This window comes from Dankookia rubra (genome assembly GCF_004355005.1).
GTDB classification, from domain to species: Bacteria; Pseudomonadota; Alphaproteobacteria; order Acetobacterales; family Acetobacteraceae; genus Paracraurococcus; species Paracraurococcus ruber_A.
This window is the reverse complement of the sequence record NZ_SMSJ01000053.1, coordinates 13,646-38,905: the sequence shown is the minus strand read 5'-3', so window position 1 is coordinate 38,905 and position 25,260 is coordinate 13,646. Positions and strand designations below refer to the sequence as shown.

Below are 25,260 nucleotides of genomic sequence, written 5' to 3'. Positions count from 1 at the left end.
AGGCCTTCCGTCAGCCGTCGTGACGAAAGGCTCGGCAGCGCTCCTATTTCACGCCGCCGCGGCCAGATTACCCAGCCGCTCCCTGAGGGATTTTCTCTCCGACGCTCTCACCCTGGCCGGCACCCAACGGCTCTTGGCGTCCGCGGGCGCACGCCCTGAGCTGCCCGACCGGGCGAACTCAAATCAGCGCTGGAGTGCCGAAATGGGGCGCAGCCTTTGGCACGAAGCGGGGGAGCCGGCCGGCACGCTGGTCGAGGCCTACCTCGGCTCGCGCGGGCTGGCCTTGCCCGCGGACGCGCCCCTGCGCTTCCACCCGTGTGCGTGGCGGAACCGCGTCGGCGGGCCGCCCGGCCCGGCCATGATGGCCCTGATGACCTCGCCCGAGACGGGCTCGCCCTGCGGCGTGCACGTCACCTACCTGCAGCCAGACGGCCAGGGCAAGTCGCCAAGTGCGCGGGCCAAGGTCATGCTCGGCACGGCCGGAGTGATCTGCCTGACGCCCGGGGCCGAGGTAACACTGGGCCTTGGGTTGGCCGAGGGCATCGAGACGGCACTGGCCACAGTACAGCGCACCGGCTGGCGGCCTGTCTGGGCCGCAGCCTCGGCCGGCGGGATCAGGCGCTTCCCCGTGCTGCCCGGCATCGAGTGCCTCACCGTGTTTGCCGACGCTGACGAGGCGGGAATGGAGGCGGCGCGTGCGTGCTGCCGCCGCTGGACTGTGGCAGGACGCGAGGCGCGCGTCCTGGCGCCACCGACCGGGGACTGGGACGACGCGCTGCTGCCTCAGGTCAGCGGGAGGGCGGCATGATGGACGGATATCATCACGCTCCCGAGGCCGTCCTCAGGGCGGCCGGCGCGCGCGAAGAGGTCTTTGCGCCGCCACCTCCGCCGAGGGGCAAGGCCTTCGGACGGCTTCGCGTGCTGACGGTGGCGGACGCGCTCGCGGCCCCGCCGCGCCGGTACCTGCTGCGCGGCCTCGTCGCGCCGGGGGAGCTGTCCCTGTGGTGGGGGGCGCCGAAGTGCGGCAAGAGCTTCCTGCTGCTACGTCTGGTCTACGGACTGGCGCTGGGGCACGGCATGTGGGGCCGCGAGCCGGCACGAGCCTGCCGCGTGCTCTATGTCGCGGCCGAGGGCGAGGGCGGCTTCGCGGCCCGCCTGCTCGCGCTGCGCGACGTGCTGGGCGACGCCAACGACGCCTTCCGCTACATCGCGCAGCGGGTCACGGTCGGGCCGCCCTCCGAGGACCTGACGGACGTGATCCGTGCGGCGCAAGACATGGGTGCCGACCTGATCGTGCTGGACACACTGGCGCGCACCTTCGGCGAGGGGGACGAGAACGCCGCCCGGGATATGGGCGGCTTCGTCGCCAGCGTGGATCAGCTGCGCGCTGAGACGGGCGCGCACGTGGCGGTGGTCCACCACGGCACCAAGGAGGGCAGCTCGTCCCGCGGCAGTGGCGCCCTGGTCGGCGCGGCGGATCTGATCGTGAAGGTGGCAAGGGGCGGCGAGAGCGAGCCGAACCATGCCATCGTGGAGGCGGCCAAGGACGACGTGGACGGCGCCGTGCTGCCGTTCCGACTGCACGTGGTGGACCTGCCGGCAGGACCGGACGGAGAGGCGCGGCGAACCTGTGTCGCCGAGGGGGCTGATCCGTCGACCACGACGGCCCGGGCGAGGGTGCGGCTTACCGATGAGCAGGAGCTGCTGTTGCGTGACCTGCGCGACCTCGCGGCCTCCGGGCAGGCGGTGCCGATGCAGCCCGAACCCGGCATGCCGATCGTGCACGCGACGACCCGCGCCGCGGTGCGGGCCCGGCTGATCGCCTCGGGCTTCTTCCACGAGGGCGAGCTGAAGCCGCACGAAGTGGACTCCTCCGCCAACTCCCCAAAGATGGAGAAGCCTACGAACGCGGGATACCGCCGCGAGAACAAGGTGCTGGAAGCACTGAAGCGTAAGGGCTTGGCCGGCTTCAATCGCCACCACGCATGGGCGTGTTGATCTCGTCGTTCCCCTCCTGCTCTCCGCAACGCTCTCCGCTTGCAGGGCAAGCTGCTCTCTACTCCCCCAACTCCCCCCGGCCTTTAGGCCGGGGAGTGGGGGAGAAGGGAGCAGCCGCGGCCGGGCTCGATGGAGAGCCCCTGCTGCGTATGACCCCGGCGCCACACTAAAGCGGTCCCTGTGCGTCGTGCCGCGAGGCACACGACAGCTGAACGCTGGTGATGGCCACTTGCGGGCTGCACCGCGGAACCCTGCCGTCAGCCACTGCCTGTCCGTTCTCCTCCCGGGGAGAGATACGCCCCCGATGGGGGTACCGAAAACCTTTGGCGTCACACAGGTCTCGCGGGTCCCTTTCCGTTCGATAAAGATACGGTCGGGCAGAGCGTGGGTCCGCGTCAGTGGCGAAATTTTTCGCGGGTGAAGCCGGGTGAAATCCGGTGAAGTAGGAAGCAAACAAGAACCTTTGGCCCGGCGCGGCTACCACCTGGGATGGCGCTGAGGGGAGGACATTGATGCAGGCACTCGACCGCAAGGCGATCAAGGACGCGCTTGACCGCAAGGACTTCAGCCGGGCGCGTCGGACCCTGCGGCCGCTGGTCCTCGCGGATCCCACGCAGCTGGTGGGTGATGATCTCACCTGGGCTCGCCAGAAGCTGGCCCTCGCGACCTACAAGGATCCGGAACTCCAGACCGAGGACGCGCTGGAGGAGGCGCTGCGCCTGCTCGCCATGGAGGACCTCGAGACCACCGAGGAGGCGGAGACGCTCAACCTGGCCGGCGCGGTCCACAAGCGGCTGTGGGAGGTAACCGGCGACCAGCATGCGCTCCGCCGCTCGCGGGCGCTCTATGCCCGTGCCCTCGCCGCCGGGCGGGCGCGGGATGCCCTCGACGACTGGACCTACTCCGCCATCAACCTTGCCTACGTGCTCGACCTCATGGCCCGCGAAGAGAGCGTGGACGAGGGCGAGGAATACACCAAGCGCGCCGAGGAGCTGCGCGCCCAGGCCGACCGGGAGCGCGAGGCCGTCTGCGCTCAACGGGATCGCCTGCTGGGTGGTGCGGACGCCTCACCGCCCTGGTGGCGGACGGCAACCCTAGCCGAGGCCTGCTTCGGCCTCGGCCAGTCTGAAAAGACCAGAGATCTGCTGAGAGAGGGCCTCGCGCGTGCCACACCTCCGGACTGGGAGCGCGAGAGCACGGCCCGGCAGCTCGTGGCACTCGCGCAGCTCCGCTACCTCGGCGAGGACGCGCGCGAGCAGGCGATGGACGCGCTCTCGCCGCTGCTGACGGAGGGCGCTGCGCGCGCCCTGCTGGCCGGCAAGGTCGGCCTGGCCCTATCGGGCGGGGGGTTCCGAGCCGCGCTCTTCCATGCCGGCGTGCTGGCGCGGCTCGCCGAGCTCGACCTGCTGCGCCATGTCGAGGTGCTGTCCTGCGTCTCCGGTGGCTCCATCCTCGGCGCGCTCTACTACCTCGAGCTGCGGAAGGAGCTGGAGGCAAGGCCGGACGGCACCAGCCCAGAAGGTGGCGGGTCGGAGATGACGCGCCACCGGTACATCGAGGTGGTCCGTCGCGTCCACGAGCGGCTCGAGACAGCGCTCCGGCGCGACATCCGGACCGCGGCGATGCTCCGCTCCCTGCCGCGCCTCCTAAGCGATCGCACGCTGCTGACCGGCCGTCTGATCGACGAGGCCCTGTACGGCGGCCCGGGCCGGCCCGGGCCGTTGATGCGCGAGCTGAGGATCCAGCCGGCCGGCGAGGCGGCGGACTTCAACCCCAAGCTCCACAACTGGCGGCGTGAGGCCAAGGTGCCGATCCTGATCCTCAACGCCACCACGCTGAATACCGGGCACAACTGGCAGTTTACGGCGAGCTGGATGGGCGAGGCGCCGACCTGCATCGAGCCCGCGATCGATGCCAGCGAGCGGCTGCGCCGCTTGTACTACGAAACCGACGCGCCAGCGCCGCACCGGGACATGCCGCTCAGCACCGCGGTGGCCGCCTCGGCCGCGGTACCAGGCCTGTTTCGGCCCATCACTCTGGCAAAGCTCTACCAGGGTCGCCCGGTGGTGCGCCTGTCGGACGGCGGCGTGCATGACAACCAGGGCGTCTTCGGCCTCATGGAGCAGGACTGCAGTGTCATGCTGGTCAGCGACGGGTCGGGGCAGCTGCCCGCGCGGGCCTCGCCGCCGTTCCTCGCCGTCGGCGTCCTGCAGCGCTCGACCAACATCCTGATGGACGCGGTGCGGCGCAATGCCTACCGCATCCTCGCGCTGCGCCGGCGCACGCGCCGCCTCCGCGACCTGCGCTATGTCCACCTCAAGATGGGCCTGCCGACCGAGGACGTGACCTGGCTTGGTGGGGCGAAGACCCTCGGCGACGCGATACCGGAGACACGGGCGCGGGCAGTGCTGAATGAGCGGGCGCAGCGGGCACTGGCAGCGATCAGGACCGACCTCGACAACTTCTCGGCCAACGAGTGCCATGGGCTGATGTATGCCGGCTACCGCCTGACCGAGTACAACCTTGATGGGCGGCTCTTCGCACTGGCCAGGCCGGACGCGCCGCGGGTCGAGTGGAGCTTCGGGCAAGCCGCAGACTGGATGAGAGACAAAGGATCGTTGCCCGAGGACATCGCGCGGGAGCTGGAATGCGGTCAGTACCGCTTTTTCCGGCGGGTCCGGCTGCGCTGGCCCGGAGGGTCCCGGGCATAGTGGAGCCGCGGCGAGCCAGACCGCGACCCAAGCCGAGGCTGGCCCGCGGTGGGGCATCAGGGATAGCCTGCTTGCACTGCAGCGCTGCGTCGCGACCCCGGAAAAGAGGCCCTCATGCCTAGGCCGATCTGCTTCGCCATCATGCCCTTTCGCACCAAGGACACGGGGGTCACGCCACCCGCGCCGGCAACGGTCGACTTCGATGCCCTGTGGGAGAAGGCACTGCTGCCGCTAATCGAGCAGCTCGGGTACCAGCCGGTGCGCGCCGACCAGGACCTCGGCGGCATGATCATCCCGCAGATGCTCGAACGCCTGTACTTCTCCGACCTGGTCCTGGCCGACCTCACCCTGCCGAACGGCAACGTTTATTACGAGATCGGTATTCGTCACGCGGCGAAACAGGCCGGCTGCGTGCTGATCGGCGCGAACTGGTCGCGGCAGCTCTTCGACCTCGACCAGATCCGTCAGGTTCGCTACCCGCTGCCGGAGGGCAAAATCACCGACGAGACCGCGGCGGCGATCCGTGCGGCTCTGCTGGAGAGCGTCCCGAAGCTCGCCGAGGGAGAGACGCCGGTCTACCAAACCCTCCCGGGCTTCCCGGACAAGGTGGTCGCGGACCGGGCCTCAGTCATCCGGAACCAGCTGGAGGAGATCTCGGCCTTTCAGGCTGATGTGCGCGCTGTGCGGCACGCCCCTGGCGACCGGCGAATGGCGCAAGCACTCGCCCTAAGGGACCGCTTTCCCGCCCCCACGCTGCGGTTGCCCAGCGTCGCCCACGAGATCACCGGGCTTCTGCGGGACCAAGTTGGATGGCAGGAGGCGCTGGATTATATCGACGCCTTGCCAGACTTGATCCGACGCCTCCCTGTGCTGCGCGAGCAGCGCTGCCTCGCCTTGTCCAAGACCGGAGACCACACCACCGCAATCGGCGCGCTCGAGGAGTTGGTCGCCACCGGCGGCGACTCCCCAGAGCGCCAAGGCCTCATCGGCGGCCGCTACAAGCGGTTGTACCGCGATGCGAAGACCGAGGCTGATCGGGCGCGCTACCTGAAGAAGGCGATCGAGCACTATGAGCGCGGCATGACGCTCGACCTCAACGACTACTATCCCTCGAGCAACCTGCCGGCGCTGTACCTGGCCCGAGGCAGGCCAGGGGATGCTGACAAGGCGCGCGCCATCGCCACGGTCGTCCGCATCGCTTGCGACCGCGCCATCCAGCGCAAGGCGGACGACGAATGGACGCGGCAGACGCTGCTCGGCCTTGCCTTCATCGAGGGCAACCTCCAGGCGATCGGCGACCTGTGCGACCACATCGAGGACGAGGGTCCAACGGTGTGGAAGCTCGGGTCTACCATCGAGGACCTGCGGACGACGACCGAGTGGACCGCAGACCTGGAGACCCGTACTGGGTTGCAGGAGGCATTGACCCGCCTCGAGCGCATCCTGGCACCGGGAGCGCCGTGACTATGAGCGGCGCAGGCAGAACCAAACTACCGCCGAGCTGGAGGGGGCCTTTTATCAAACCATTCCCGGACCATGCTCGCCTCTCATCTCCAAACTGTCGTACACGAAGTACCCAAATGGTGCGGGGTGCTGAGCGCTGGAGCGAACTGGCCCATGGTACCGGCACGGAAAATGATCAATGAGAGCATTGACGTGCAGCCTCGTCGCTCTGCTCAGCCTCATGCCAATGACGGAGTTGCGCGCCATGCCCGACAACCTGCCTAGCCGTGACGTGCATACTCTTTTCGCGGCAGCTGGCGCTGCAGGCAAGGTCGGCATCGCTCAAAAAACCAAACCAGTTGACGCGAGGCCAGCGCGCGCAGGAGAGGTCGTGGTCACCCGCATCGCTGGCGAGGGCGTGGAAACCCAGAGCAAGCCAGCAGCTGCGGATGACTGGGTGGTGCGCAATCGGTGCCCGGCCACCGGTAATGAGGAGTACCTCGTCACTGCCGGGACCTTCGCGGCGCGCTACGAAGGCCCACTATCGGCACCCGATGCGGAGGGCTGGCGCGAATTCCGCCCGCATGGACCCGCACTGCGCTTTTTCCTGGTGAGCGAGCGTGAGGGTGCCTTCCGCTTTACTGCTCCCTGGGGCGAGCAGATGCCAGCCCGGCCGGGCGACGCAATCGTTCAGGATCCAGGCCGCCCGCAGGACACTTACCGGGTAGCGGCTGTCGCTTTCGCCTGCACCTACGAGATCATAGATAAGCCAAAACAAGAATGAACTAGAAAGACTTAATTCCTGAATGGTTCAAGTTTTTTATTTATAAAATAAAACATAGGGAACCCCAAGATATGGAGCATAATAATTACGATGTATTTATTAGCTACTCACACGTTGATGAGGATCATGCAAAAGAGTTAGACTATTGGTTACGCAGCAAAGGCCTTAAAACATTTTTTGACAGGCGCGCCCTGCGACCGGGACTTCCTTGGGTCCGCGCGGTAGAAGACGCAATTTCGCGATCTAATTCCGTAGCTTTACTTGTCGGAAAGCAAGGCATCGGCAGCACGCAGCAATATGAAAGAGAGCTGGCGCTGGTGCGGCAGACCGAGGACAAAACATTCCCTGTTATTCCGGTTCTGTTGCCAAATAGTGTCAGCCCACCTACTGGCTTTCTGCAGCTGATAACTTGGGTTGATCTAAGTGGTGGTCCAAATATTTCTGCCCAAAACCAAGGGTTATCAGCACTCTTAGCCGCCATTCGACGGGAGGATGTAGAATCAGCCGCGGTCCGTGGATCAATTTGTCCATACATGGGTCTGTCGTCATTCCGTGAAGAGGATGCAGCATTTTTTTGGGGACGAAAAGCTGCGGTTGACGAGTTGGTGGCAAAGGTGCGCGATTATGGATTAGTAGCTGTGGTCGGCCGCTCTGGCAGTGGCAAATCATCACTTGTCTATGCGGGCTTACTCCCCGCCCTTCGACGTCAGCGCACTGTGACCTGGGACGTCGTCGCGCTGCGGCCGCGGGCGACTCCGCTGCATGCCTTAGTGCAAGCTTTTGATCCGGAGATTGCTCAATGTGGAAGCACCGAAGCCGCGACGCGTCTCGAAACCGAAGTTGAGCTTCTCCGCACACTCGTCGCCGACACTGTAATGCGTCTTATTGCTCATAAACTGGCGAATGCGCCAGGTCAGCCCAACCGTCTTTTGATATACGTGGATGAATGGGACGAATTATATACGGCCACATCGTCCTTGGAAAGTATCAACGCGCGGACTCAGCGCGCCAAAGATGTCGATTGTTTTATTAACTTGCTTCTCAAAATGGCGGCCATGGAAAACGTCCGCGTCGTACTTACCGTACGAGCAGACTCATACGGACAGCTCATTCGGCATCCAAAACTTAGCAGACTGCTGCCTTTTCAGCAGGTAAACCTCGGGCCTATGTTACGCGAGGATTTGCGGGCTGCCATCTTTATGCCAGCTACTCGTGCCGGTCTTCGATTTGAGCCGCCAAGTCTTGTAGATCAAATCTTGGACGAAGTTGGCACAAATGAGGGCATGCTGCCGTTATTGCAATATGCTCTCAAGGAGACATGGGCACACCGCGAAGGAGACACTTTAACTGCAAACGGGTATATCGCTGCGGGTCGTGTGGTGGGCGCCATCCAAACAACAGCGCAGCGTATCTATGATGAGCTCAGCGACGACGAGAAGATGGCGGCGCGCCGGCTGTTTTTGGGCCTTGTGCGTCCGGGCGAAGGGCGGGAGGACACGCGCGCACGTATCAGTATGCCTGAAGACTCTTTGATGCTTGCGGTTGTAGGGAAATTTGCTGGCCGCACAGCACGATTGCTAGTGACAGGTTCAGAAACCGCGACTGAAATCGATAGGACAGTTGCCGACCGACCTTTGAACGTGGCGCCTATTTGGATTCGAGCGACGGTTGAGGTTGCGCACGAGGCGCTAATCAGAAACTGGCCAACGCTGCGCGAATGGCTGGATGATAACCGCGATAACTTGCGGGCACGAGCCGCAATTCTTCAACAGGAAACGGAGTGGATACGTCAAGGACGCCGCCCCGAATTGCTGCTACCGCGCGGGTATCAACTTGAGCGCGCCCGCACCCTGCTTGATCGCCCCGGTGATGTGCTGGTTGAAGATCTTCGTGAATATATCACACTCTCCATAGAGCGCGCGCAGCAGTACGAACAAGCCGAGTACGAGGAAAAATTTCGTGTAGCGGCAATGGAACTCGCTGGCGAGATTGAGAGGGCGACCGGTAATCTTTTTCGACTAGATGAGACCTTGAAAAATCTTTGCGAGAACGTCCGCAAAGATTTACCTTTTGAGTTTGTTGCAATCCAACTCAATGACAAGGAAACTAAAATCATTCAAACTGTGTATGGCGTCGGATTAGAAACAAACTGGTATAGCATTGCTAAGCACAGCTATCGCATTGAACCAGATTTGAATCCCGCCCTTTGGGATATTCAAGCTCATATCGCGGCCAGTGATCCGCCTAGAGCTGAAATTATCTCTGGTCGAGACTCTCGTTTTGATCAATTTATATATAAAGCGTTTAAACATGAAAATATAGAACGTGTTTTCGCACCGATTATACTCGCCCGCGAGCACGAGGCTCTAGAGGCATGCAGATGGAATATCATCTCCCGTGAACCTCATGTTGAGACAGCTACCTCATTCGACAGGCGAGTTGTGCTCGAAATTTCACCTGGGGACTTGGACAGGCTAAAGCGCACGGGTAATTTTGAGATTATTGGTACAATAGAGGCAGGATACAGATCTAGGCGCAATATTTCTCAGCGTGATTCGGAAAAGCTGATCGAGTTAGCCGGTCGATATGCGCCAGAACTACGTCGCGCTTCGCTCGAAAACGTTTTCGCTATCATCGCTCGCAATGCGATGCGGATGTTAGAGGCTGATGCCGCCAGCTTGCATTTTCTACTGGATCGTGAAGAGAAGCAATATATCTATGAGGCTTGGGCAGGCCATCGCTATAGCTCGATCACAGGCCCTCGCCCAGAAGGTCTAGGGTACCAGTCGCTTCAGGCGCGACGAACCATGGTAGTGCCTGATCGAGAAAAAAATCATGATGAATGCCACATGCGAGATTTTTTTCCTGAGGCCTATGCAGAGGGCATGCAGGCCGAGGCCGCTATTCCGATCTTCTTTAGCACAGGACAAAGTGGTCTGTACTCAGCGCACGATAGGCATCATGTAGATCGTGGAGAGAAACATGGTATTCTCTATGTACGCTTCAACAGGCCACATTGGTTTACAAAAGGCGAAATAGAGTGGTTAGAGTTTTTTGCTCGGCGTGCCACTCAGGCTATTCAACAGGCCACCTATTACACCTTATACCGTGAGAACGCGCGTCGATTGGTAAATCTGCATAGCGTAGCGCAATCATTAGCAGATAATTCTGAAAGCGGCGACATACTCGATGCCATTGCAGGTAGTGCCATGAATGCATTCGCAGCCGATATCGTGACCGTCTATGAATATCAAGCTGCCAAAGAGAAATTCGAGCACGAGCTGGGTATAGCAGGCCGATTTATCGCCATCGAAAAAACGCGTTGGGCGCCGCTTGAACCAGACTCATCTCCATATCTTGTAGTTAAAAGTGGCTTTAGTGTTTATGAGGAAAATGCGCCATCAAACCAGAAACTGTGTCCCCCAGCAGCTTCACAAAATGCTTTACAAAACAGATTTGTTGTGCGTGAGAAAATTACATCGGCAGCTTGCGTACTTTTGAAAACAAACCAAGAAATTGTTGGCGCCATGTTCGTGAGTTATCGACGACACCACGAATTTACGCCAGACGAGCGAAGCCTACTAGAAATTTTGGCCTCAAACGCAGCCGTAGCGATTAGAAACAGGCGTCAGCTCAGTCGCGTTGGTTCAGGTGAAATATCGACGCTGCCAACGCCACAGGCGGCGTCTTCATCCATTTTCCCAGAACGCTAGGATCCGTTGACGTTCAGCTTGCCGGTGGCTGGCTGACAGCGATTCAAACTCGGCTTCGGCGGAGTGGTGCCCAGGTAGAAGTTGGATGGCCGTGTAAGCGCCGTCCACATAATGCTCATACTGACTATTTGGAAAGGCAGGTCAGGCGGCGATGCGTTGGAGTATGATGCGGGACATCGCGCTGTAGATCACGGCCTCGCTGGTTTCCTGCAGGCGTTCGTAGTTGCGCCCGAGGCGGCGTGAGCGGGACAGCCAAGCGAAGATCTTCGGAAACCGCCCACAGGCCGTAGGTGGCCGTGAGCGCCCACTCCCTTTTATGTCCAGCCATCCGGCATCGGCATTTCCGGTGGCAGAACTCTCGAGTGCGCACTTGATCGCCAAGCGGTGCGGCTGACCAGCCCCCATAGAGTGGTCCGGGTGAATTTTAGTGGATCACCGCGATCGCGCTTCCTGAGCCGCTATCAGAGGACGGGGCGGAGTCTTGTTATTTTATCCTCGCACTGGAAGGTGAAAAAATCCTGGTCCCGCTCTATAGGGCGCCGAACCGCGGCGAGGGTGTCAGCGAAGGTAGGCCGCTGCTTGCTGTACCAGGCGGTTGCTGACACGCGGAGGCGAGCGTGACGGCTGGAGCGGTTGATCAGCAGGGGCGCGACGGAGAGCACGCAGAGTGTTGTGTGGGCAATCGCTTGGTCGGATCACTGCCGCTAACTCTCGACGCCAAGGTGGTCGCGGGTCTCACCGAAGGTGACCTCCAACCGCCAGCGCTGCGTTAGGCGCCCAGGATTGTTGTACCGAGCAGAGTAGGTGCGTCAAAGCTAGAATGCCTTATCGCACACTCTGCGAGCGAATGACCGGGCAGCAGCCGTCCCGAGATGGGTAGAGCTTGCCTCGCTCGCAGGGTTCCGCGACTATTTTGAGGGACCCGGCCTGGGCCGCTCGAGTAGGAATCCAAGAAGGCATGCGCCAGCGGGTGTTCGTCAGCCATGTGAACGGCGATCCTGACACCGACGCCGTCCTGCCTAGCCTTTGCGACGCGTTGAGAGCAGCGGGCCTTGACGTGCTGGTAGACACTGAGCGCCTGCGTCCTGGTGCATCCTGGCGTCAGGAGATCTACGGCTGGCTCGGCCTTTGCCACGCCGCAATCGTCCTCGTCTCACGCGCTGCGCTCGAAGATCCGGCGAAGATCTGGGTGACGCGCGAGGCGACGCTCCTGGTGTGGCGCCGCGCGCTTGACCCGATGCTTCGCATCGTCCCAGTCCTGCTCGGCGACGTGCAGCCGGGCGAGCTCGCCGGCGGCCGCCTCGCCGACCTGCTCCTGAACGAGACGCAGTGCGCGCGCGCCGGGTCGGATCTTGGCTCGCTCGCGCGCGCGGTGGCAAACGGTCTCGCGGCCGCGCCGACGCCGCTTGAGCAGCTTGCTGAGGCGCTCGCTCATCGCCTCGGCGCCGTGCCGGTCGCGGTGGTGGAGGCGGCGGCTGGGATTGTTGGCATAGACCTCGGCCCTTGGCGGCCAGAAGCTAATCCGCGCCACGCCCTGATGTTAGGCCTGCTCTGCGCGCCCTTCGAGGACGCTGCGTGCGCGCTCGAGTATATCGCCGACCATGCCGATACCACTGCGCGCGGCTCCCTCGTCGAGGTCGCCGTGGTACTCGGTGCGAACTGGGTCGAGCCCGAGGCGGCGCGATGGCTCGCGGCGCAGGACCCCTCGGGCCGCGCGGCGGTGCTGAACGCCTCCACACAGTTCGCCGCCGAATGCTATGTGCAACGCGCCTGCGGCCGCCCGCCGCCGGGGCGCTGGCCCGTTGTGCCGCTCACCGCCGTTACTGGCGAGGAAACGGCGGCTGAGCTGCGCGCCGAGGTGGAGGCAGCGCTCGAGCGGGTCCTTTTGCTTACTCGCGACGCCTTCGAGCCAGCCTCGGTCGCGCTCCGCCGCCTGCTGCAGCGGCGCCGGCGCGAGGGCCGGGCGACATTCCTACTGGCACGGCTGCCGCCTGAGCCGGGGCGGTTCGTCGCCGCGCTGCGCGGCGCTTGTCCCGATGCCGCGGCCATCCTGCTCGGCGGAGATCTTGAGGAGGAAGACGCCGACGCGCTCGGCTCCGCCTGCCGCGTGCTGCGCCCGATGCTGCCTCCTGGCGCCGACCGCGAGGCGCGCACTCGGCTCGACGACCTGCTGCTGCGGATTACAGGCGGGGCCTGACGCAAAGGACACGCCGCGCATGCCGTACGCTTACCACCGCCGTTTCAATCCCAACGCCCCCACCCCTGCCACGGGCGAGGGGGCGGTCGGCGACCGGGCCGACGCCGCAACTTACATCTTCGACGAGGACGCCACCCTCGCCGTCAACATTGCCCTGGCCACCGGGCGGCCAATCCTGGTGCGAGGACCGAGCGGGGTGGGGAAGTCCGCGCTCGCGCGCGCCGTGGCGCGCCAGCTCGGCTGGTCTTACGTACAGGCGGTCGTCACCTCACGCACCCAAGCGCGGGATCTGCTGTGGCAGGTGGATCAGCTCCGCCGGCTGCAGGACGCTCAGCTCAATAGGCTCAGCGCTGACGAGGCGCCCTACGTCACGCCCGGGCCGCTGTTCTGGGCCTTCGACCCAGTCGCCGCGCGGAACCTGTTAGAGCGCACAGGACGCCCCACTCTGGTGCCGCCGGAGGTGTGCGCGGGCGCGCCGAACACTGTCGTGTTGGTGGACGAAATCGACAAGGCTGATCCCGACGTTCCGAACAATCTGCTTGAGGCCCTTGGGTCCCTTGCCTTCACGATTGAGGAGCTGAGCCTGCGTGTCGCCGCCGCTGCAAATCCGCCGCTCGTAATTGTTACTACTAACGAAGAGCGCGACTTGCCGCCAGCCTTCGTGCGCCGCTGTGTTGCGCTGTACATCTCGCCGGCCGACGCCGACCGGCTAGCCGCCATCGCCGCCGTGCACCTGCCGGCAATGGACCGGGCACTCGTCGCGGCCGTGGCGCGACACGTCGCGGAGCGGGGTGAAGAAACGGGGATACCAGCAAGCACCGCGGAGTTCCTGGACACCTTGCGCGCCTGCCGTGATCTCGGCGTCGCGCCAGGCGAGGCAGGCTTCGATCAGCTCGTGCGCATGACGCTTTGGAAAGCCGGCGGTCCGGATTCCCTCGTATGAGCGAGGCGGGGACGGGTCGGCGCATCCGGCCAGGCCCGCACGCCGCTTCGCCGGCCGACCTGCTGCGCGCGCTCGACACGCTTCGCCCGGAGGACGAGGCTACGCTCGGCGTCATCCTCGCCGCGTTGGGCCATGCGCTCGAGGTGCCGCGCGCGGCGCCCCAGGCTGCGCTCGCGCCGTCCGTCCTTCGCCCGCCCGCGCGGGCCATGCGCTCGCCCGAACCTTCCGCGGAACCCGGCCAGCGGTCACGCCGACCGCTCGCCTCGGACCTCACGGTGCAGGAAGAAGCGGTGGGATTGGCGCCGCCCTGGATGGCCGAGGCGACGCTGCTGCCGCTCTCGGGCGACCCTGGCGCGGTATTCCGGTTGGCCATGCCGCCGCTGCTTGCGCCCGCGCGAGAGCGCGCGCTGCTCGCCCACGCGGCGGCGCGACGCCTCGAGGAGGGTGAGGTCGACCTCGACCACGTAGTAGCAGCGGTGACGGTGCGCCAGCCTCTCGTTCGCCTGCCGCGCAGGCAGCTCTCGTCGCTGCGCAATGGGGCGACACTACTGTGTGACGCTTCGCCCGGCATGGAGCCCTTCGCACTCGACATTGCTCATCTGGTAGCCGCCGTCACTGCCGCGGTGGGTCGCGACCGCGTTCGCGTTGCGCGCTTCTTCGGCTGCCCCTCGCGCGGTCTACTGCGCTGGGACGGGGAGGAGGTCGAGTCCTTCCGCCCGCCGCCGGAAGGCCAGCCGGTGCTGGCGGTCACCGATCTCGGCGCGACGCGGGCACCCGGCGCGCCGGCTCCGGCTCCGGCCGCTTGGTTGGAGTTTGAGGGGATGCTGCGCCAGCGCGGGTCGCGCCTGACCGTGCTGTTTCCAGGCGCGGCGGGACGAGTGCCGGCAGCGCTCGGCGGACGTCTCGCCGTCCTGCCGCTTGACCGTGCGACGGGCGTGCACGCCGCTGTCCGGTGGCGGAGGCGGTGGTGACGGCCGATCCGGTGGAGGTGTGGACGCTGGCCGCGCTCGCCTCACTCGCTAGCCGCGTCGAACCACAGCTGCTGCGCCGCCTCCGCCTCGAACTCGCGCCGAGGCTCGACGCGACGGTCGAGGCAGCCCTGTGGTTCTCGCCCGACCTCGTCTCAATGCGCGCACCAACCGGCCTTATACTCTCGGCCGAGGCCCTGCCCGCGCTGCGCGGCGTGCTCGCCGTCGACCCCAGCCGGCTCGACGCCGCCTGGGCGATTACCGCCGAGATGCACGCCGCCGCGGCTCCCGCGCTCCGGGTTGAGGAGGAGCTGACTTACCTCGCGCTCAAGGGCCTCGGGGCATCCGCGACGGAGGCGCGGGCACGCGGGCTGCTGCGAGATACGCTGCGTACCATGCTCGAGCGCGGCGGCGGTGGCCTGCCGGCCTGGGCGGAGCGCGCGCTGCAGCGCATGCCGCGGGAGGTGCTGGAGCTCGAGGAGGCGCGGATGGTCGCGCACGGCGCTGCGCTGCGGCTTGGTCGATCGGGCCTGCTGGCAGCGCTCGCCACCACTTCGGCCGCTGGCGAGAATTGGGCTTGGCTGGCGCCCGGTGCGCTGAGGCGCATTCCGCTCTCGGTGACATGGATCGACAATGGGATCGAGTTCGGTCCGCCCGGTACGCCGCTCGGCCACGATATTGAGGTGCCCGCATTGCTGCCTCTGGCAGTACATGTTTGGCCAGGCGGCCCCGAAGCAGGGCCAGGCCAACGCGTACCGGTGCATCCGCTGCGCCGCAGCCACGTCGCGCTCGACACCGACCAAGTGGTGATTCAGGTGCTTGGAGGCCAACGGATCTCGCTGCAGGTGCGCGAGCCCGGGCAGCGCTTGCGCCCGCGGCGGCCGAGGATGCACATCACCTACGAGGTCGAGACTCAGGAGGCGCTGATCGAGCGGGAGCTGCCCTTCGTAGTCGGCGTGATGGGAGACTTCTCGGCCGGCATGGCGGAGCGACCGCCGGCGACGGAACGGCGTTTTTTGTCTATCGACACTAACAATTTCGACGACGTGATGGCACGCCTTGCGCCGCGGCTCGAGCTGCGGGTTGAGGACACGCTCACGAGCAGCTCCGGCGTGGAGTGGACGGTCCCGCTCGAATTCCGCGCGTTGACGGATTTCGAGCCGGAGCGTGTAGTCCGGCAGATTCCGCCACTCGCAGAGCGCTTGGCACGGCGCACGGCCCTGCAGGAACTGCTGGTCGCCGTGGACGGGAATGACCGGTTCGGAGACTTGCTCCAGGCAACTCGGCGGGCAGCTGGGGCGGCGATCACGGAGGCGGACCGGGGCGCAGTTCGCGTGATGCTCGGGAAGGACGACGCGCGGGCGGACCGGCTCGCCGAAGCGTGGCTCGACGTCGCCCGGGCCGCACCTGAAACAGCAAGTGACAATCCAACTGTGCTGCTGCAGCAGGTAATTGAGATGTTGGATGCTGAGCTCACCGCACAGCTCCGCCCAGTGATGCGCCACCGGGCCTTCGCCGCGCTGGAAGGCACCTGGCGCGGCCTGAAGCGGCTAGTGGACGGCAGCCGGACCGACCAAACGCTGAAGATCCGCATCCTCGACTTGCGAAAGGACGAGCTGGCCATCGACCTCGCCGAGGCGGGCGAGAACGTGGCACACACCATCCTATACCGGCTTGTGTACGAGACGGAGTTCAGCACACCCGGCGGTGAGCCGTATGCCACGCTCGTCGGCGACTATGCCTGGGATCATCAGGAGGCGGACGTGTTAGCGTTGCGCGGCATCGCGCGTGTCGCTGCTGCAGCGCACGCGCCATTCATCAGCGCGGTGGGGCCGGGTCTCTTCGGCCTCAAGGCGTGGCGGGACCTTCCGCTAGCGGGTGATCTGGTCAAGCTCATCGAGGGGCCGGAGCATGCCTCCTGGCGCGCACTGCGCGACAGCCCGGAAGCGCGTTTCCTCGTGTTGACGCTTCCACGCGCGCTGGCCCGGCTGCCCTACGGCGCAAGGACGTTGCCGGTCGAGGCTTTCGCCTTTGAGGAGCTGCTGCCGCGCGGCAGCGAGCTGCCGGCGCCCGAGGAGTTCTGCTGGTCGAGCGTGGCCTTCCTGCTCGCTGGTCGGCTGACCCAGGCCTTCGCCGAGACCGGCGCGGCAATGGCTATCCAGGGCGCCGAGGGGGGCGGGCGCGTTTCCAACCTACCATCACTCGTCTTTGCGTTAGACGACGGTGGCCTCGACCAGCATTGTCCGACTGAGATCGGCATCACCGACCGGCGCGAGTTAGAGCTGTCTACGGCGGGGCTGCTACCACTCTGCCACTACCGCAACACTGACTTCGCGGTCTTCTTTGGCGCTCAGACTTTGGCACGGCCGCCTGTTTATGACCGCCATGAAGCCACAGCGAATGCCGTCGTCGCGGCTCGATTGCCCTTCATCATGATCTGCGGACGCTTCATGCACTACTTGATGGTGATGAGCCGCGACAAAGTTGGATCCTTCATGGAAGCATCCGATTTAGAGGCTTGGCTCAACCGCTGGATACAAAACTATACGAACGCTAAGCCGAACCCGGGCTGGGAGATGCGGGTGCGCTATCCACTGCGCGAGACACGCATCGAGATTTCCGCTGAGGAGGAGCCCGGGCGTTTCCGGATCGGTGCCTATCTCCGCCCTTGGTTGGAGATGGAGGAGTTGACGGTAGCGATGCGAGTCGAAGCTTCTGTTCCATTGCGATTTTAGATGAAATGGGTTGCCTTCGATCTGGCTTCTAAGCGGCGACCCGATGGCGCAGGGATGGGTGCGGGCGCCCTCGGCGTCGGACAGCGGGGCGACTTCGAACATCGGGCGATCTCGGCGGCTTGCCAGCATTAGGGCAGGCTTTGTGGCAAGCGCCGACAAAGGCTCCATAACCGCCCTTCTGGAGCCTTTATTAGTGCTTGCCCCAATTCCCGCAAGCTGCTGGAATCGCCCGCATGTCCGCGCTCGTCCCACCCACTTACGTCGCCGACTGGGCCGACTTCGCGGCGTGGTGCGATGCGCGCGGTGTCGCCGCGCTGCCGGCCGCGCCGGTCACCGTGGCCGCCCTCGCCACCACCCATGCCGGCGCCACGCTGCGCCGCCGGGTCGCCGCCATCGGCCGCGCCCAGACCATGGCCGGGCACCCCTGGTCGGCCACCCACCCGGCGATCCGCGACACCCTCGCCGGCATCGCTCGCCAGCACGGGATGCCGGCCCGCCGCGCCGCCGCCATCGGCACCGCCGAGATCCGCCGCCTGGTCGCCACGTGCCGCGACGGGTTGTGCGGCCAGCGCGACCGCGCCCTGCTGCTGCTGGGCTTCGCCGCGGCGCTGCGGCGGAGCGAGCTGGTCGCGGTCCAGCGCGAGCACCTGACCTTCACGCCTGAGGGCCTGCACCTGCTGATCCCCCGCGCCAAGAGCGACCAGGCGGGCAGGGGGGCGGACCTCGGCATCCCGCGCGGCGCCCGGACCGAAACTTGCCCGGTGCGCGCGCTCGAGGCCTGGCTGCAGGCCAGCGACTGTCGCTAGTCGCCCGTGAACTACGCGACTTTCAGGCGGCCAGGGCTCGCTGTAGGCGTCCCTCTCCGACCTGATGAGCGGAGGTCAGCCGGCTGAGCAGGCACGCCAAGAGCCAGGCCAGCCAGGCGCGGAGTAGGCGGAGGTTGTGACCCGCCGCGGCGAGAATGACGTTGGTCGCGCCGGCCTCGGTGCCGCGCAGGAAGTTGCGGCCGAGGTGGCCGTCGCTCTTCATGTGGCTGATGACGGGCTCGATGGCGCTGCGGCGCCGCCGCTCGCGGCGAATGGTGGGCGTGATGCCGCGCTTCTGGCCTGAGATGAACACGCGGGTCTTGTCGGCGTCATGGCCGCGGTAGCCGCCATCGACATAGGCGCGCTCGATCTCGATGCCGGTGATGCGCTCGGTCTGGGCGATCTGCTCGGCCAGGGTGTGACCGTCATAGGGGTTGCCCGGCAGGGCGCGGGCGCCGAGGACGAACTGCCCGCCGGGCGCGACGGCGTTGGTGGTGGCGAGCGAGACCTTCACGCCGAACTCGTAGCGGGCCTGTGCCTTGCCCTTGCCGATGCACTCCACCTCCGGCGCGTGCAGGGAGTAGAGTTTGTCACGGCCGCGGTCCTCGCGCCGCTGCCGCAACAGCCGGGCGACAAGGCCGAGCGGCCCGGCCAGGGCGGCCTGGATGGCGGCATGGCCTGCGATCTTGCGGCCGATGTCGCGGGCCAGGCGCCCGAGCCAGGTCCGCAGTTGCCGGACCTGCCGCTCCGCCTGGCGGCGGCGGCCGGCGTGGATCAGCTTCGCGGCCTCGCGCCGGGCCGCCTTGGCCACCCGCAGGTAGGACTGGCGCAGCCGGATCCCGTGCCGTCGGGCCAGGCGCGCCAGGATCTCGATGCCACGCTGCAGCAGCTTGCTGTCGGTCGGGTGCGTCATCGCCTTGGGCTGGACCGTGGTGTCGATGGTGACGCGCTGCAGGTGCTTGTCCTCGACGGCGCCGCCGCGCCGTGCCGCGGCCAGGCTCTCGGCCAGCAGCACCTCGAGCCGCTTCGCGCCGATGCGCTGGCGCCAGCGCGTCAGCGAGGAGCGGTCCAGCGGCAGGACATGCTGGAAGAAGGTCTCGCCGCAGAACAGCTGCGCGTAGGGGCTGTCGAGATAGCGCGTGCAGACCGCCTCGTCGGAGAGCCCGTCCATGTGCTTCAGCAGGTGCAGGCCGACCATCAGCCGCGTCGGCAACCCCGGGCGGCCGCCGTCGGTGTAGAGCGCGCCGAACGCCGCCTCGAACCGGCTCCAGTCGATCAGCCCAGCCAGGCGCACCAGCGCGTGCCGCGGGTCGACCAGGTTCTCCAGCCGGGCGCGGAAGAGATCCTCCTGCGGCTCGGCCTTGGGCAGCTTGGGGCGCATCGATGGGCTCCCACTCACGGTGCTGCCGACCGAATCACGCCCCAACCGGCCCCGCAACGCACAGCCCTGTTTGCAAGGTTCTGCCGGTCGTCCGAGACCAAACCGGCAAAACCAGATACTTCCCAATCGCCGGAAAACCGCAGAACGCCGCCACCTTCAGCCTATTTCACGGCTGACTCGCTACGGCCCGGTGTTCCGCAAGATCGACCGCTGGGGCAGCGTCGAGACCACCGCGCTGCACCCCTACGCCCTGCCGAAGCTCCTGGCCCGGCGGCTGGCCCTGGCCGGCATCAAGCCCGCCGGGCGTGAGCGGCTGTCGCTGCACGGGCTCAGGGCGGGCTTCATCACCGAGGCCTACAAGGCCGGCGCGCGCGACGAAGCCATCATGGAGCACAGCCGTCACCACGATATCCGCACCATGCGCGGCTATGTCCGGCGGGCCAAGCTCGTCGGCGAGAGCCCGGCCGCGCTCGTTGGGCTGTAGCGCTTCGAGCGCTGCAGTTGCCTGTCCAGAGAGCATGGCAATGCGCCCCTGGCTTATCGCGGGTGAGGGGTGAGGCGTACGCGTGCACCATGGCCGGAGAGCCGGAAGCGCGAAGAATGGATGTTAGCTAACGAAAAAGTCTTGCAATAATTTTCACAAATTAGAGTATAAATTTGGGTGCATGGACATTATCTGAAATTGGCGCAACTATATCCATGAACAAGCCCTCAATTTTTTTCTCATTCCAGCTCAATTTTTCTAACAGTGCTTGATAGTTATCCAGCGCAGTGTCGAGGTGAGGATGTGAGTGCCCGGTTATACGCGTGAATGCGACTAAAATTCGGACAAGTCGCTGCATTAGCGGCTCCGCTTCGGTCAGCCGATTGGTGTCCTGCAGCAGCCGGGCAAGATTGTAGAGGTCTATCGCTACGTCCGGGTGGTCTGGTCCGAAGCTGTGCTCGTCGATGGCCAGGGCACGGCGCATCAGCGGCTCCGCCTCGGCCATCCGGTTGGTGGCCCGCAGCAGCAGGGCAAGGTTGTTGAGGCGGATCGCCACATTGGGGTGGTCTGGCCCGAGGCTGCGCTCGCTGATAGCCAGGGCGCGGCGCATCAGCGGCTCCGCCTCGGCCAACCGATTAGTGGCCCGCAGCAGCCGGACAAGGTTATTGAGATCTCTCGCTACGTTGGGGTGGTCTAGCCCGAGGCTGTGCTCGTCGATCGCCAGGGCACGGCGAATCAGCGGCTCCGCCTCGGCTAGCCGGTTGGTAACCTGCAGCAGTGTGGCGAGGTTGTTGAGGTCTCGCGCCGTGTCGGGGTGGTCTGGCCCGAGGTTGTGCTCGTCGATTGCCAGGGCGCGGCGCATCAGCGGCTCCGCCTCTGCCAGCCGGTTTGTGTCCTTCAGCAGGATGGCAAGGTTGTTGAGGCGGATCGCCACATCAGGGTGGTCTGGGCCAAGGCTGTGCTCGTCGATCGCCAAAGCGCGACGCATCAGCGGCTCCGCCTCGGCGTACCGGTTGGTGGCCCGCAGCAGTCGGGCAAGGTTGTTGAGGCGGATCGCCACATCAGGGTGGTCTGGCCCGAGGTTTTGCTCGTCGATCGCCAAAGCGCGACGCATCAGCGGCTCCGCCTCGGCATACCGCGCCTTGGTCAGGAACAAGGAAGCCGTCGCACTCATTAGCCGCGACATGGATGCAGTGATGCCGGCCTCGTCTGCAGTTGCCAGCGCCACTGTCACGTGCGGCGCAAGCGGGTCGAGCCGTGGCCAGTCGTGGAAGTCGTCAGGGTCACCAGTGAAGGCCGCATCCAGCCAGCACAAGGCCTCCTCCAGCCGCTGTTGTGCAGTGTCGCTGGCGAGGCTCCGGCGCGTCACGTCCTGCACGAGGCGGTGTACCGTAAAGGTCGGCAGCTCGGCGCGGGTCACCAGCGAGTGGGCGTCCAAGTCGGCCAGGGCCTCAAGGGCGTCGTCCTCCGTCTCGACCCCTGGGACCGGCACCTCCAGCAGCGCCTCCGGAATCAGGTCCGGCCCCAGCCAGGCGAGCCGCTCCAGCAGGACCCGCCCGGCCGGGCTCAGCTGCTCCACCGAGGTCTGCCAAGTAACAGCGATCTCGCGGGGGTAGTGGGTCACCGCCGGATCCGACCAGGCCAGCACCTTGCCACGGTTGCCCTTCCACATTTGGCGGTAGGCCTCAAAGCTCATGACGCGGCGGAAGATGAGGGCACCCGCGTGCTCCAGCGCCAGCGCCAAGCCGCCCAGTTCTGCTGCCAGCGACCGTGCCCGCACCGCGTCGTCGGCGGCCCTGCGACGGCGCGTGTCGGTGCGCTCCAGCAGGAAGGCGGTCGCATCGTCTGGCTCGAGCACCCCGAGACGCACCGGTGCAAAGGTACTAGGCAGGTTCTGCAGCCGCGTCGTCATCACCACCTGCCCGCCTGCGGTCCGGCCTAGCATGGCTTCGGCGGCCTTCAGGGCCTCCGGGCTGTCCACGTTGTCGAGGACGAGCAGCCAGCCAGGGTGGCTGTGCAGCCAGCCGATCACCGCCTGCAGTTGCGCATCCTGCTCCGCCGCTGCCGCGACAGGCAGTCCGAGCGGCGTTCCTGCCAACGCGGCCAGGTTGCGGCGCAGTGCCTCCGGCGTCTCTGCGATGACGAAGAGCAGGGCGGTGTAGTCGTAGTAGTGCCGCCAAGCATACTCCACGGCGGCCCTGGTCTTGCCGATGCCGCCCAGCCCCTGCACTGCGCCTCCGGTGACCGCGGCCCGGCCGCCGCCGGCGCGGTGCAGACGGCTGCGCAGCGCCTGGAGGACATCCTCACGCCCTTTGAATAGCCCGCCGAGGCTCAAATAGGGCAGGTTCTGTGATCGAGCGGCTGCACGACCCTCCCAGTCCTCCTTCAACACCGCGCGGCAGAGCTGGTCTTCGTTGGAGAAGGAACTCCGGTCAAAACCCTTCTCCTGCAGAATATAGTGGACCATTACCTGTTGCAGCTCGGGGCAGTCAGGCCCGTTTGGCTCAGGCAAATCCGGAACATAATTGTCGCGGGCAATGTAGATCGACAGCCGCCGCCGGTAGTGGCGGGCGAAGAAAAACTCCCACTGCGTATAAGAGGCCTTGGCGATGCCGGAAGGGAGCATGTGGATGAAGGAGACTGCAGCGTTTGCGGGCGGGCAGGCTCCGCTGCGGGAGCCGATGATACAGACCACAGCGGCACAATCGCGGATGTAATCGTGCAGCTTTCGGAGCGTGGTGTCTGCCGCCGCCTCCTGGCGGAAATCGTCCTGCACTCGGACCAGCAGGCTGCGGGAGCGCAAGTCGGCAGCGAGCGCACTCCTGGTGTGGCCGAACTCGCTGGTCACGGCGGAGAGGAAGACGCGGAACTCAGCAGCTGCCATGTGGCTCGCACTCGGGACCAGCAGGGTCGGCCGGCGATCTTAGAGGTCAGCCAAGCCGGCGAGAAAGACCATTGCCGCGCGGCTTCATAGCAAGATCAGCCATCCTGAAGGGTGGCTTTCTCGAATTACGGCATCTCTGCCTAACACGCGGGAAGCGCCATTAGGCATTCAAACAGCGTAAAAATGCGCTCAACGGAATATTCCCACAAAGCTAAAGTCCATGCTCTCGACGACGGCGGATCGTCCGATGAAGCTGCCTACCTTCACCTCGGGTTCGCCAAACTGAACGCGCGCCCCCACATCCTCGATAGACCCGTCACTGCCGACGCGAACGTAAAGGCCGCTCTTTCCAGAAATCAGTTCGGCGCCAATTGTGGGTGGGCCGAAATCCGTTCCCACGGTTCCTTTCGACCCAATGTAGAGCATCAAATCGCCGGTTCTCTCGATGTCGACCGACAAAAAGGGCCTTACGAGTCCCTCGCCGGCAATCTCGACCGAAACCCGCTCACAGTTGACGGTGACCTCAAGTACCTCATGAACCGCCACGCCGAACATGCCGTCAATGATGTTCTCCGGGCATCTGTCCGCGCGGGCCTCGGGCGTTGAGTCCGCTGCGTCGGGCGGTGGCGGCGGCGGCTCAAGGCAGCCAAAGTTTGCGTTAGACACCGCGACAAAATCAATCCATTCCTTCGCGGGGGCCCGAAGCCTGGCGTAATAGGTAGCATCCGCGATGTCTTGAAAGTTGAGCATTGCAGCTTCGTGCACAATCATGTCGGAAAGATTGGCGATTGCTCCGCTTGACCGGCGCGCCCACAGCTTCCAGTAGTCACGGACCAATGTGTCATACTGAAGTTGCCAACTTAGCCATTCGGAATGTCGCGCGCGGAGTTCCGCTCCGCACCAATCACGAAAACAGGTCGGGGATCCTCCCGGCTGACTGCACTCAATGATCTTCCCGGGTGAGGCGGCCAGGAAGTTGGAGATGAGACCCGCGAGAAAACCGTCGCCGCTCTTGGCCTCCATTGCCTTCTTCGCGGCCGCGACCCCCGGATCCTCATCGGCTGAGAGCGCGACAAGTATGATTTGCTGTCCCCATATGCCGGACAGCGGCACGCGAGCGCGCTCCGCCATAATCGGACTGATTTTGGACCTCCTGCTGTTCCTCGCCATCTGCCTACTAAGTGAGGTGGCATCGAGCTTCTGGGAGCGGACGAGGGCATCCTTCGCCCCATCCGCTTCCCGCGGGTAAAACAGCGTCGGCAGTACGCCGTCCTGGCCGTGCGACATGTCAAGGGCCGCGTCCGGGTCGGGAACGTAGGGTGGACCGCCCGGGGCGCTGGTGAACGGTAGCTGCCGTCGCCAGAAGCCCACGATGAACTCCGTTCGGTGCTCCTTCCCGGCGCACAGAGCGGCTACCGCCAGGTTTGCGGCCGCCACGGTGGAGGTGGGGTCGGCGATGACTGCCTCGCGCAGTTTAGCCTCCGCCTCGTCCCAGCGATGCATGTGGATCAGCGCAATGCCCTGGGCATTCAGGGCGGCGGCCCGGTTGTTGATCCCGCCGGGTCCGGGCTCGCTCGCCGGGTCCGGGACGCCCGCTTCGCCCAAAGCCAAGGCCTCAGCGTCCATGCCGAAGAGGGGCAGCAGCGCCGCTGCGTTCCGCGCAGCCGCGGGGTCGCCCGCAGCAGCACGGGTGATTTCTGCCGCGAGCGCCCCAGCCGGGTTTCCCGCCAGCACCGCACGAACTGCAGACTTCCCGAGTGCGTCGGATCCGGTGCTCGCGAAGGCTGCCTCCACTGCGGTCAAAGCATCCGCACCGGCGCGCGCTCGGAGCATTCCCCGAGTGTTCTCGATGGCCTGCTCGCGCGTTAGCGGCGATGGCATAGGAGGGGGCGGCGGATTGCAAACAGAGGCCAAGCGAGCCGTGTCGATCGCCTGGATCTCGGCTTCCGTGATGCGCGCGGTGTCGCTCATCGACCTGAACGGCGGCCAGTCCGCCGCCGACGCCGTCCTCGCGCCCATGAGGAAAACCGCCGCTGCCAGGACGTGGCGCCACGGGCTGCGATGGTGAATTGAGTTCGGGCGAGGCGACGTTCGGAATTGAGCCCCGCTACTGTTGCCACAGATCGCTAGATCAGGCGGTGAGGAGAGGTCGAGGCAACTTCTCATCGGGAAAGCCTTCTGGCTTCTTTGCACTCTAGCCAAACATTTGCGTT

The 25,260-nt window shown here is 65.2% G+C and carries 15 protein-coding genes; 12 read left to right on the top strand and 3 right to left on the bottom strand.

The features are described from left to right. Nucleotides 1–202: 202 nt before the first annotated feature. The 11 genes from E2C06_RS25530 to E2C06_RS25475 all read left to right on the top strand — a co-directional run bounded on the left by E2C06_RS25530 (nucleotide 203) and on the right by E2C06_RS25475 (nucleotide 18,298). Nucleotides 203–808, top strand: a complete 606-nt coding sequence (locus E2C06_RS25530) for a DUF7146 domain-containing protein (RefSeq protein ID WP_133291411.1) — start codon at nucleotides 203–205, stop codon at nucleotides 806–808. Next, nucleotides 805–1,998, top strand: coding sequence for an AAA family ATPase (locus E2C06_RS25525; protein WP_133291410.1), 1,194 nt, complete (start codon nucleotides 805–807; stop codon nucleotides 1,996–1,998). The genes E2C06_RS25530 and E2C06_RS25525 overlap by 4 nt, the downstream gene beginning before the upstream one ends. A 512-nt stretch (nucleotides 1,999–2,510) precedes the next feature. After that, a complete protein-coding gene (locus E2C06_RS25520; RefSeq protein ID WP_133291409.1) occupies nucleotides 2,511–4,709 on the top strand; it encodes a patatin-like phospholipase family protein in 2,199 nt (732 codons plus the stop codon). 141 nt (nucleotides 4,710–4,850) lie between these two features. Next, nucleotides 4,851–6,173 carry a tetratricopeptide repeat-containing protein gene (locus E2C06_RS25515; protein WP_133291408.1) on the top strand — a complete coding sequence of 441 codons (1,323 nt, stop codon included), beginning with the start codon at nucleotides 4,851–4,853 and terminating at the stop codon, nucleotides 6,171–6,173. 244 nt (nucleotides 6,174–6,417) lie between these two features. Then, nucleotides 6,418–6,936 (top strand): hypothetical protein, encoded by a 519-nt coding sequence (locus tag E2C06_RS25510; protein ID WP_133291407.1) that lies wholly within the window; start codon nucleotides 6,418–6,420, stop codon nucleotides 6,934–6,936. Nucleotides 6,937–7,007: 71 nt separating this feature from the next. Then, on the top strand, nucleotides 7,008–10,649 hold the full coding sequence (locus E2C06_RS25505; protein ID WP_133291406.1) for an nSTAND1 domain-containing NTPase: 3,642 nt from the start codon (nucleotides 7,008–7,010) through the stop codon (nucleotides 10,647–10,649). A gap of 958 nt (nucleotides 10,650–11,607) precedes the next feature. Continuing rightward, complete coding sequence (locus E2C06_RS25495) at nucleotides 11,608–12,846, top strand: toll/interleukin-1 receptor domain-containing protein (protein ID WP_133291404.1); 1,239 nt, start codon at nucleotides 11,608–11,610, stop codon at nucleotides 12,844–12,846. A 19-nt stretch (nucleotides 12,847–12,865) separates the two neighbouring features. After that, nucleotides 12,866–13,789, top strand: coding sequence for an AAA family ATPase (locus E2C06_RS25490; RefSeq protein ID WP_165982654.1), 924 nt, complete (start codon nucleotides 12,866–12,868; stop codon nucleotides 13,787–13,789). Further along, the gene (locus E2C06_RS25485; protein WP_133291403.1) at nucleotides 13,786–14,760 is read left to right on the top strand and encodes a hypothetical protein; all 975 of its coding nucleotides are present in this window, start codon (nucleotides 13,786–13,788) and stop codon (nucleotides 14,758–14,760) included. Before E2C06_RS25490 ends, E2C06_RS25485 begins: the two co-directional genes overlap by 4 nt. Beyond that, nucleotides 14,757–17,492, top strand: coding sequence for a type VI secretion system contractile sheath large subunit (tssC, locus tag E2C06_RS25480; RefSeq protein WP_133291402.1), 2,736 nt, complete (start codon nucleotides 14,757–14,759; stop codon nucleotides 17,490–17,492). Before E2C06_RS25485 ends, tssC begins: the two co-directional genes overlap by 4 nt. Nucleotides 17,493–17,725: 233 nt before the next feature. Continuing rightward, the gene (locus tag E2C06_RS25475; protein WP_133291401.1) at nucleotides 17,726–18,298 is read left to right on the top strand and encodes a site-specific integrase; all 573 of its coding nucleotides are present in this window, start codon (nucleotides 17,726–17,728) and stop codon (nucleotides 18,296–18,298) included. Nucleotides 18,299–18,320: 22 nt separating this feature from the next. Here E2C06_RS25475 and E2C06_RS25470 read toward each other — a convergent pair whose 3' ends face one another. After that, entirely contained in the window at nucleotides 18,321–19,679 is a 1,359-nt protein-coding gene (locus E2C06_RS25470; protein WP_133291400.1) for an IS5 family transposase, read from the bottom strand. Between the two features lie 190 nt (nucleotides 19,680–19,869). Here E2C06_RS25470 and E2C06_RS25465 point away from each other — a divergent pair, with 190 nt between their 5' ends. Then, nucleotides 19,870–20,163, top strand: coding sequence for a site-specific integrase (locus E2C06_RS25465; RefSeq protein ID WP_133291399.1), 294 nt, complete (start codon nucleotides 19,870–19,872; stop codon nucleotides 20,161–20,163). A 160-nt stretch (nucleotides 20,164–20,323) separates the two neighbouring features. Here the strand turns inward: E2C06_RS25465 and E2C06_RS25460 are convergent, their stop codons facing one another. Both E2C06_RS25460 and E2C06_RS25455 read right to left on the bottom strand, forming a co-directional pair. After that, complete coding sequence (locus tag E2C06_RS25460; protein ID WP_133291398.1) at nucleotides 20,324–23,047, bottom strand: tetratricopeptide repeat protein; 2,724 nt, start codon at nucleotides 23,045–23,047, stop codon at nucleotides 20,324–20,326. Between the two features lie 189 nt (nucleotides 23,048–23,236). After that, a complete protein-coding gene (locus tag E2C06_RS25455) occupies nucleotides 23,237–25,018 on the bottom strand; it encodes a tetratricopeptide repeat protein (RefSeq protein ID WP_133291397.1) in 1,782 nt (593 codons plus the stop codon). Nucleotides 25,019–25,260 lie beyond the last annotated feature (242 nt).

What these genes read in the sequence shown, in the direction of transcription:
- E2C06_RS25530 (WP_133291411.1), top strand. Translation starts at nt 203, where the DNA reads ATGGGGCGCAGCCTTTGGCACGAAGCGGGGGAGCCGGCCGGCACGCTG.
- E2C06_RS25525 (WP_133291410.1), top strand. Translation starts at nt 805, where the DNA reads ATGATGGACGGATATCATCACGCTCCCGAGGCCGTCCTCAGGGCGGCC.
- E2C06_RS25520 (WP_133291409.1), top strand. Translation starts at nt 2,511, where the DNA reads ATGCAGGCACTCGACCGCAAGGCGATCAAGGACGCGCTTGACCGCAAG.
- E2C06_RS25515 (WP_133291408.1), top strand. Translation starts at nt 4,851, where the DNA reads ATGCCCTTTCGCACCAAGGACACGGGGGTCACGCCACCCGCGCCGGCA.
- E2C06_RS25510 (WP_133291407.1), top strand. Translation starts at nt 6,418, where the DNA reads ATGCCCGACAACCTGCCTAGCCGTGACGTGCATACTCTTTTCGCGGCA.
- E2C06_RS25505 (WP_133291406.1), top strand. Translation starts at nt 7,008, where the DNA reads ATGGAGCATAATAATTACGATGTATTTATTAGCTACTCACACGTTGAT.
- E2C06_RS25495 (WP_133291404.1), top strand. Translation starts at nt 11,608, where the DNA reads ATGCGCCAGCGGGTGTTCGTCAGCCATGTGAACGGCGATCCTGACACC.
- E2C06_RS25490 (WP_165982654.1), top strand. Translation starts at nt 12,866, where the DNA reads ATGCCGTACGCTTACCACCGCCGTTTCAATCCCAACGCCCCCACCCCT.
- E2C06_RS25485 (WP_133291403.1), top strand. Translation starts at nt 13,786, where the DNA reads ATGAGCGAGGCGGGGACGGGTCGGCGCATCCGGCCAGGCCCGCACGCC.
- E2C06_RS25475 (WP_133291401.1), top strand. Translation starts at nt 17,726, where the DNA reads ATGTCCGCGCTCGTCCCACCCACTTACGTCGCCGACTGGGCCGACTTC.
- E2C06_RS25470 (WP_133291400.1), bottom strand. Translation starts at nt 19,679, where the DNA reads ATGCGCCCCAAGCTGCCCAAGGCCGAGCCGCAGGAGGATCTCTTCCGC.
- E2C06_RS25460 (WP_133291398.1), bottom strand. Translation starts at nt 23,047, where the DNA reads ATGGCAGCTGCTGAGTTCCGCGTCTTCCTCTCCGCCGTGACCAGCGAG.
- E2C06_RS25455 (WP_133291397.1), bottom strand. Translation starts at nt 25,018, where the DNA reads ATGAGCGACACCGCGCGCATCACGGAAGCCGAGATCCAGGCGATCGAC.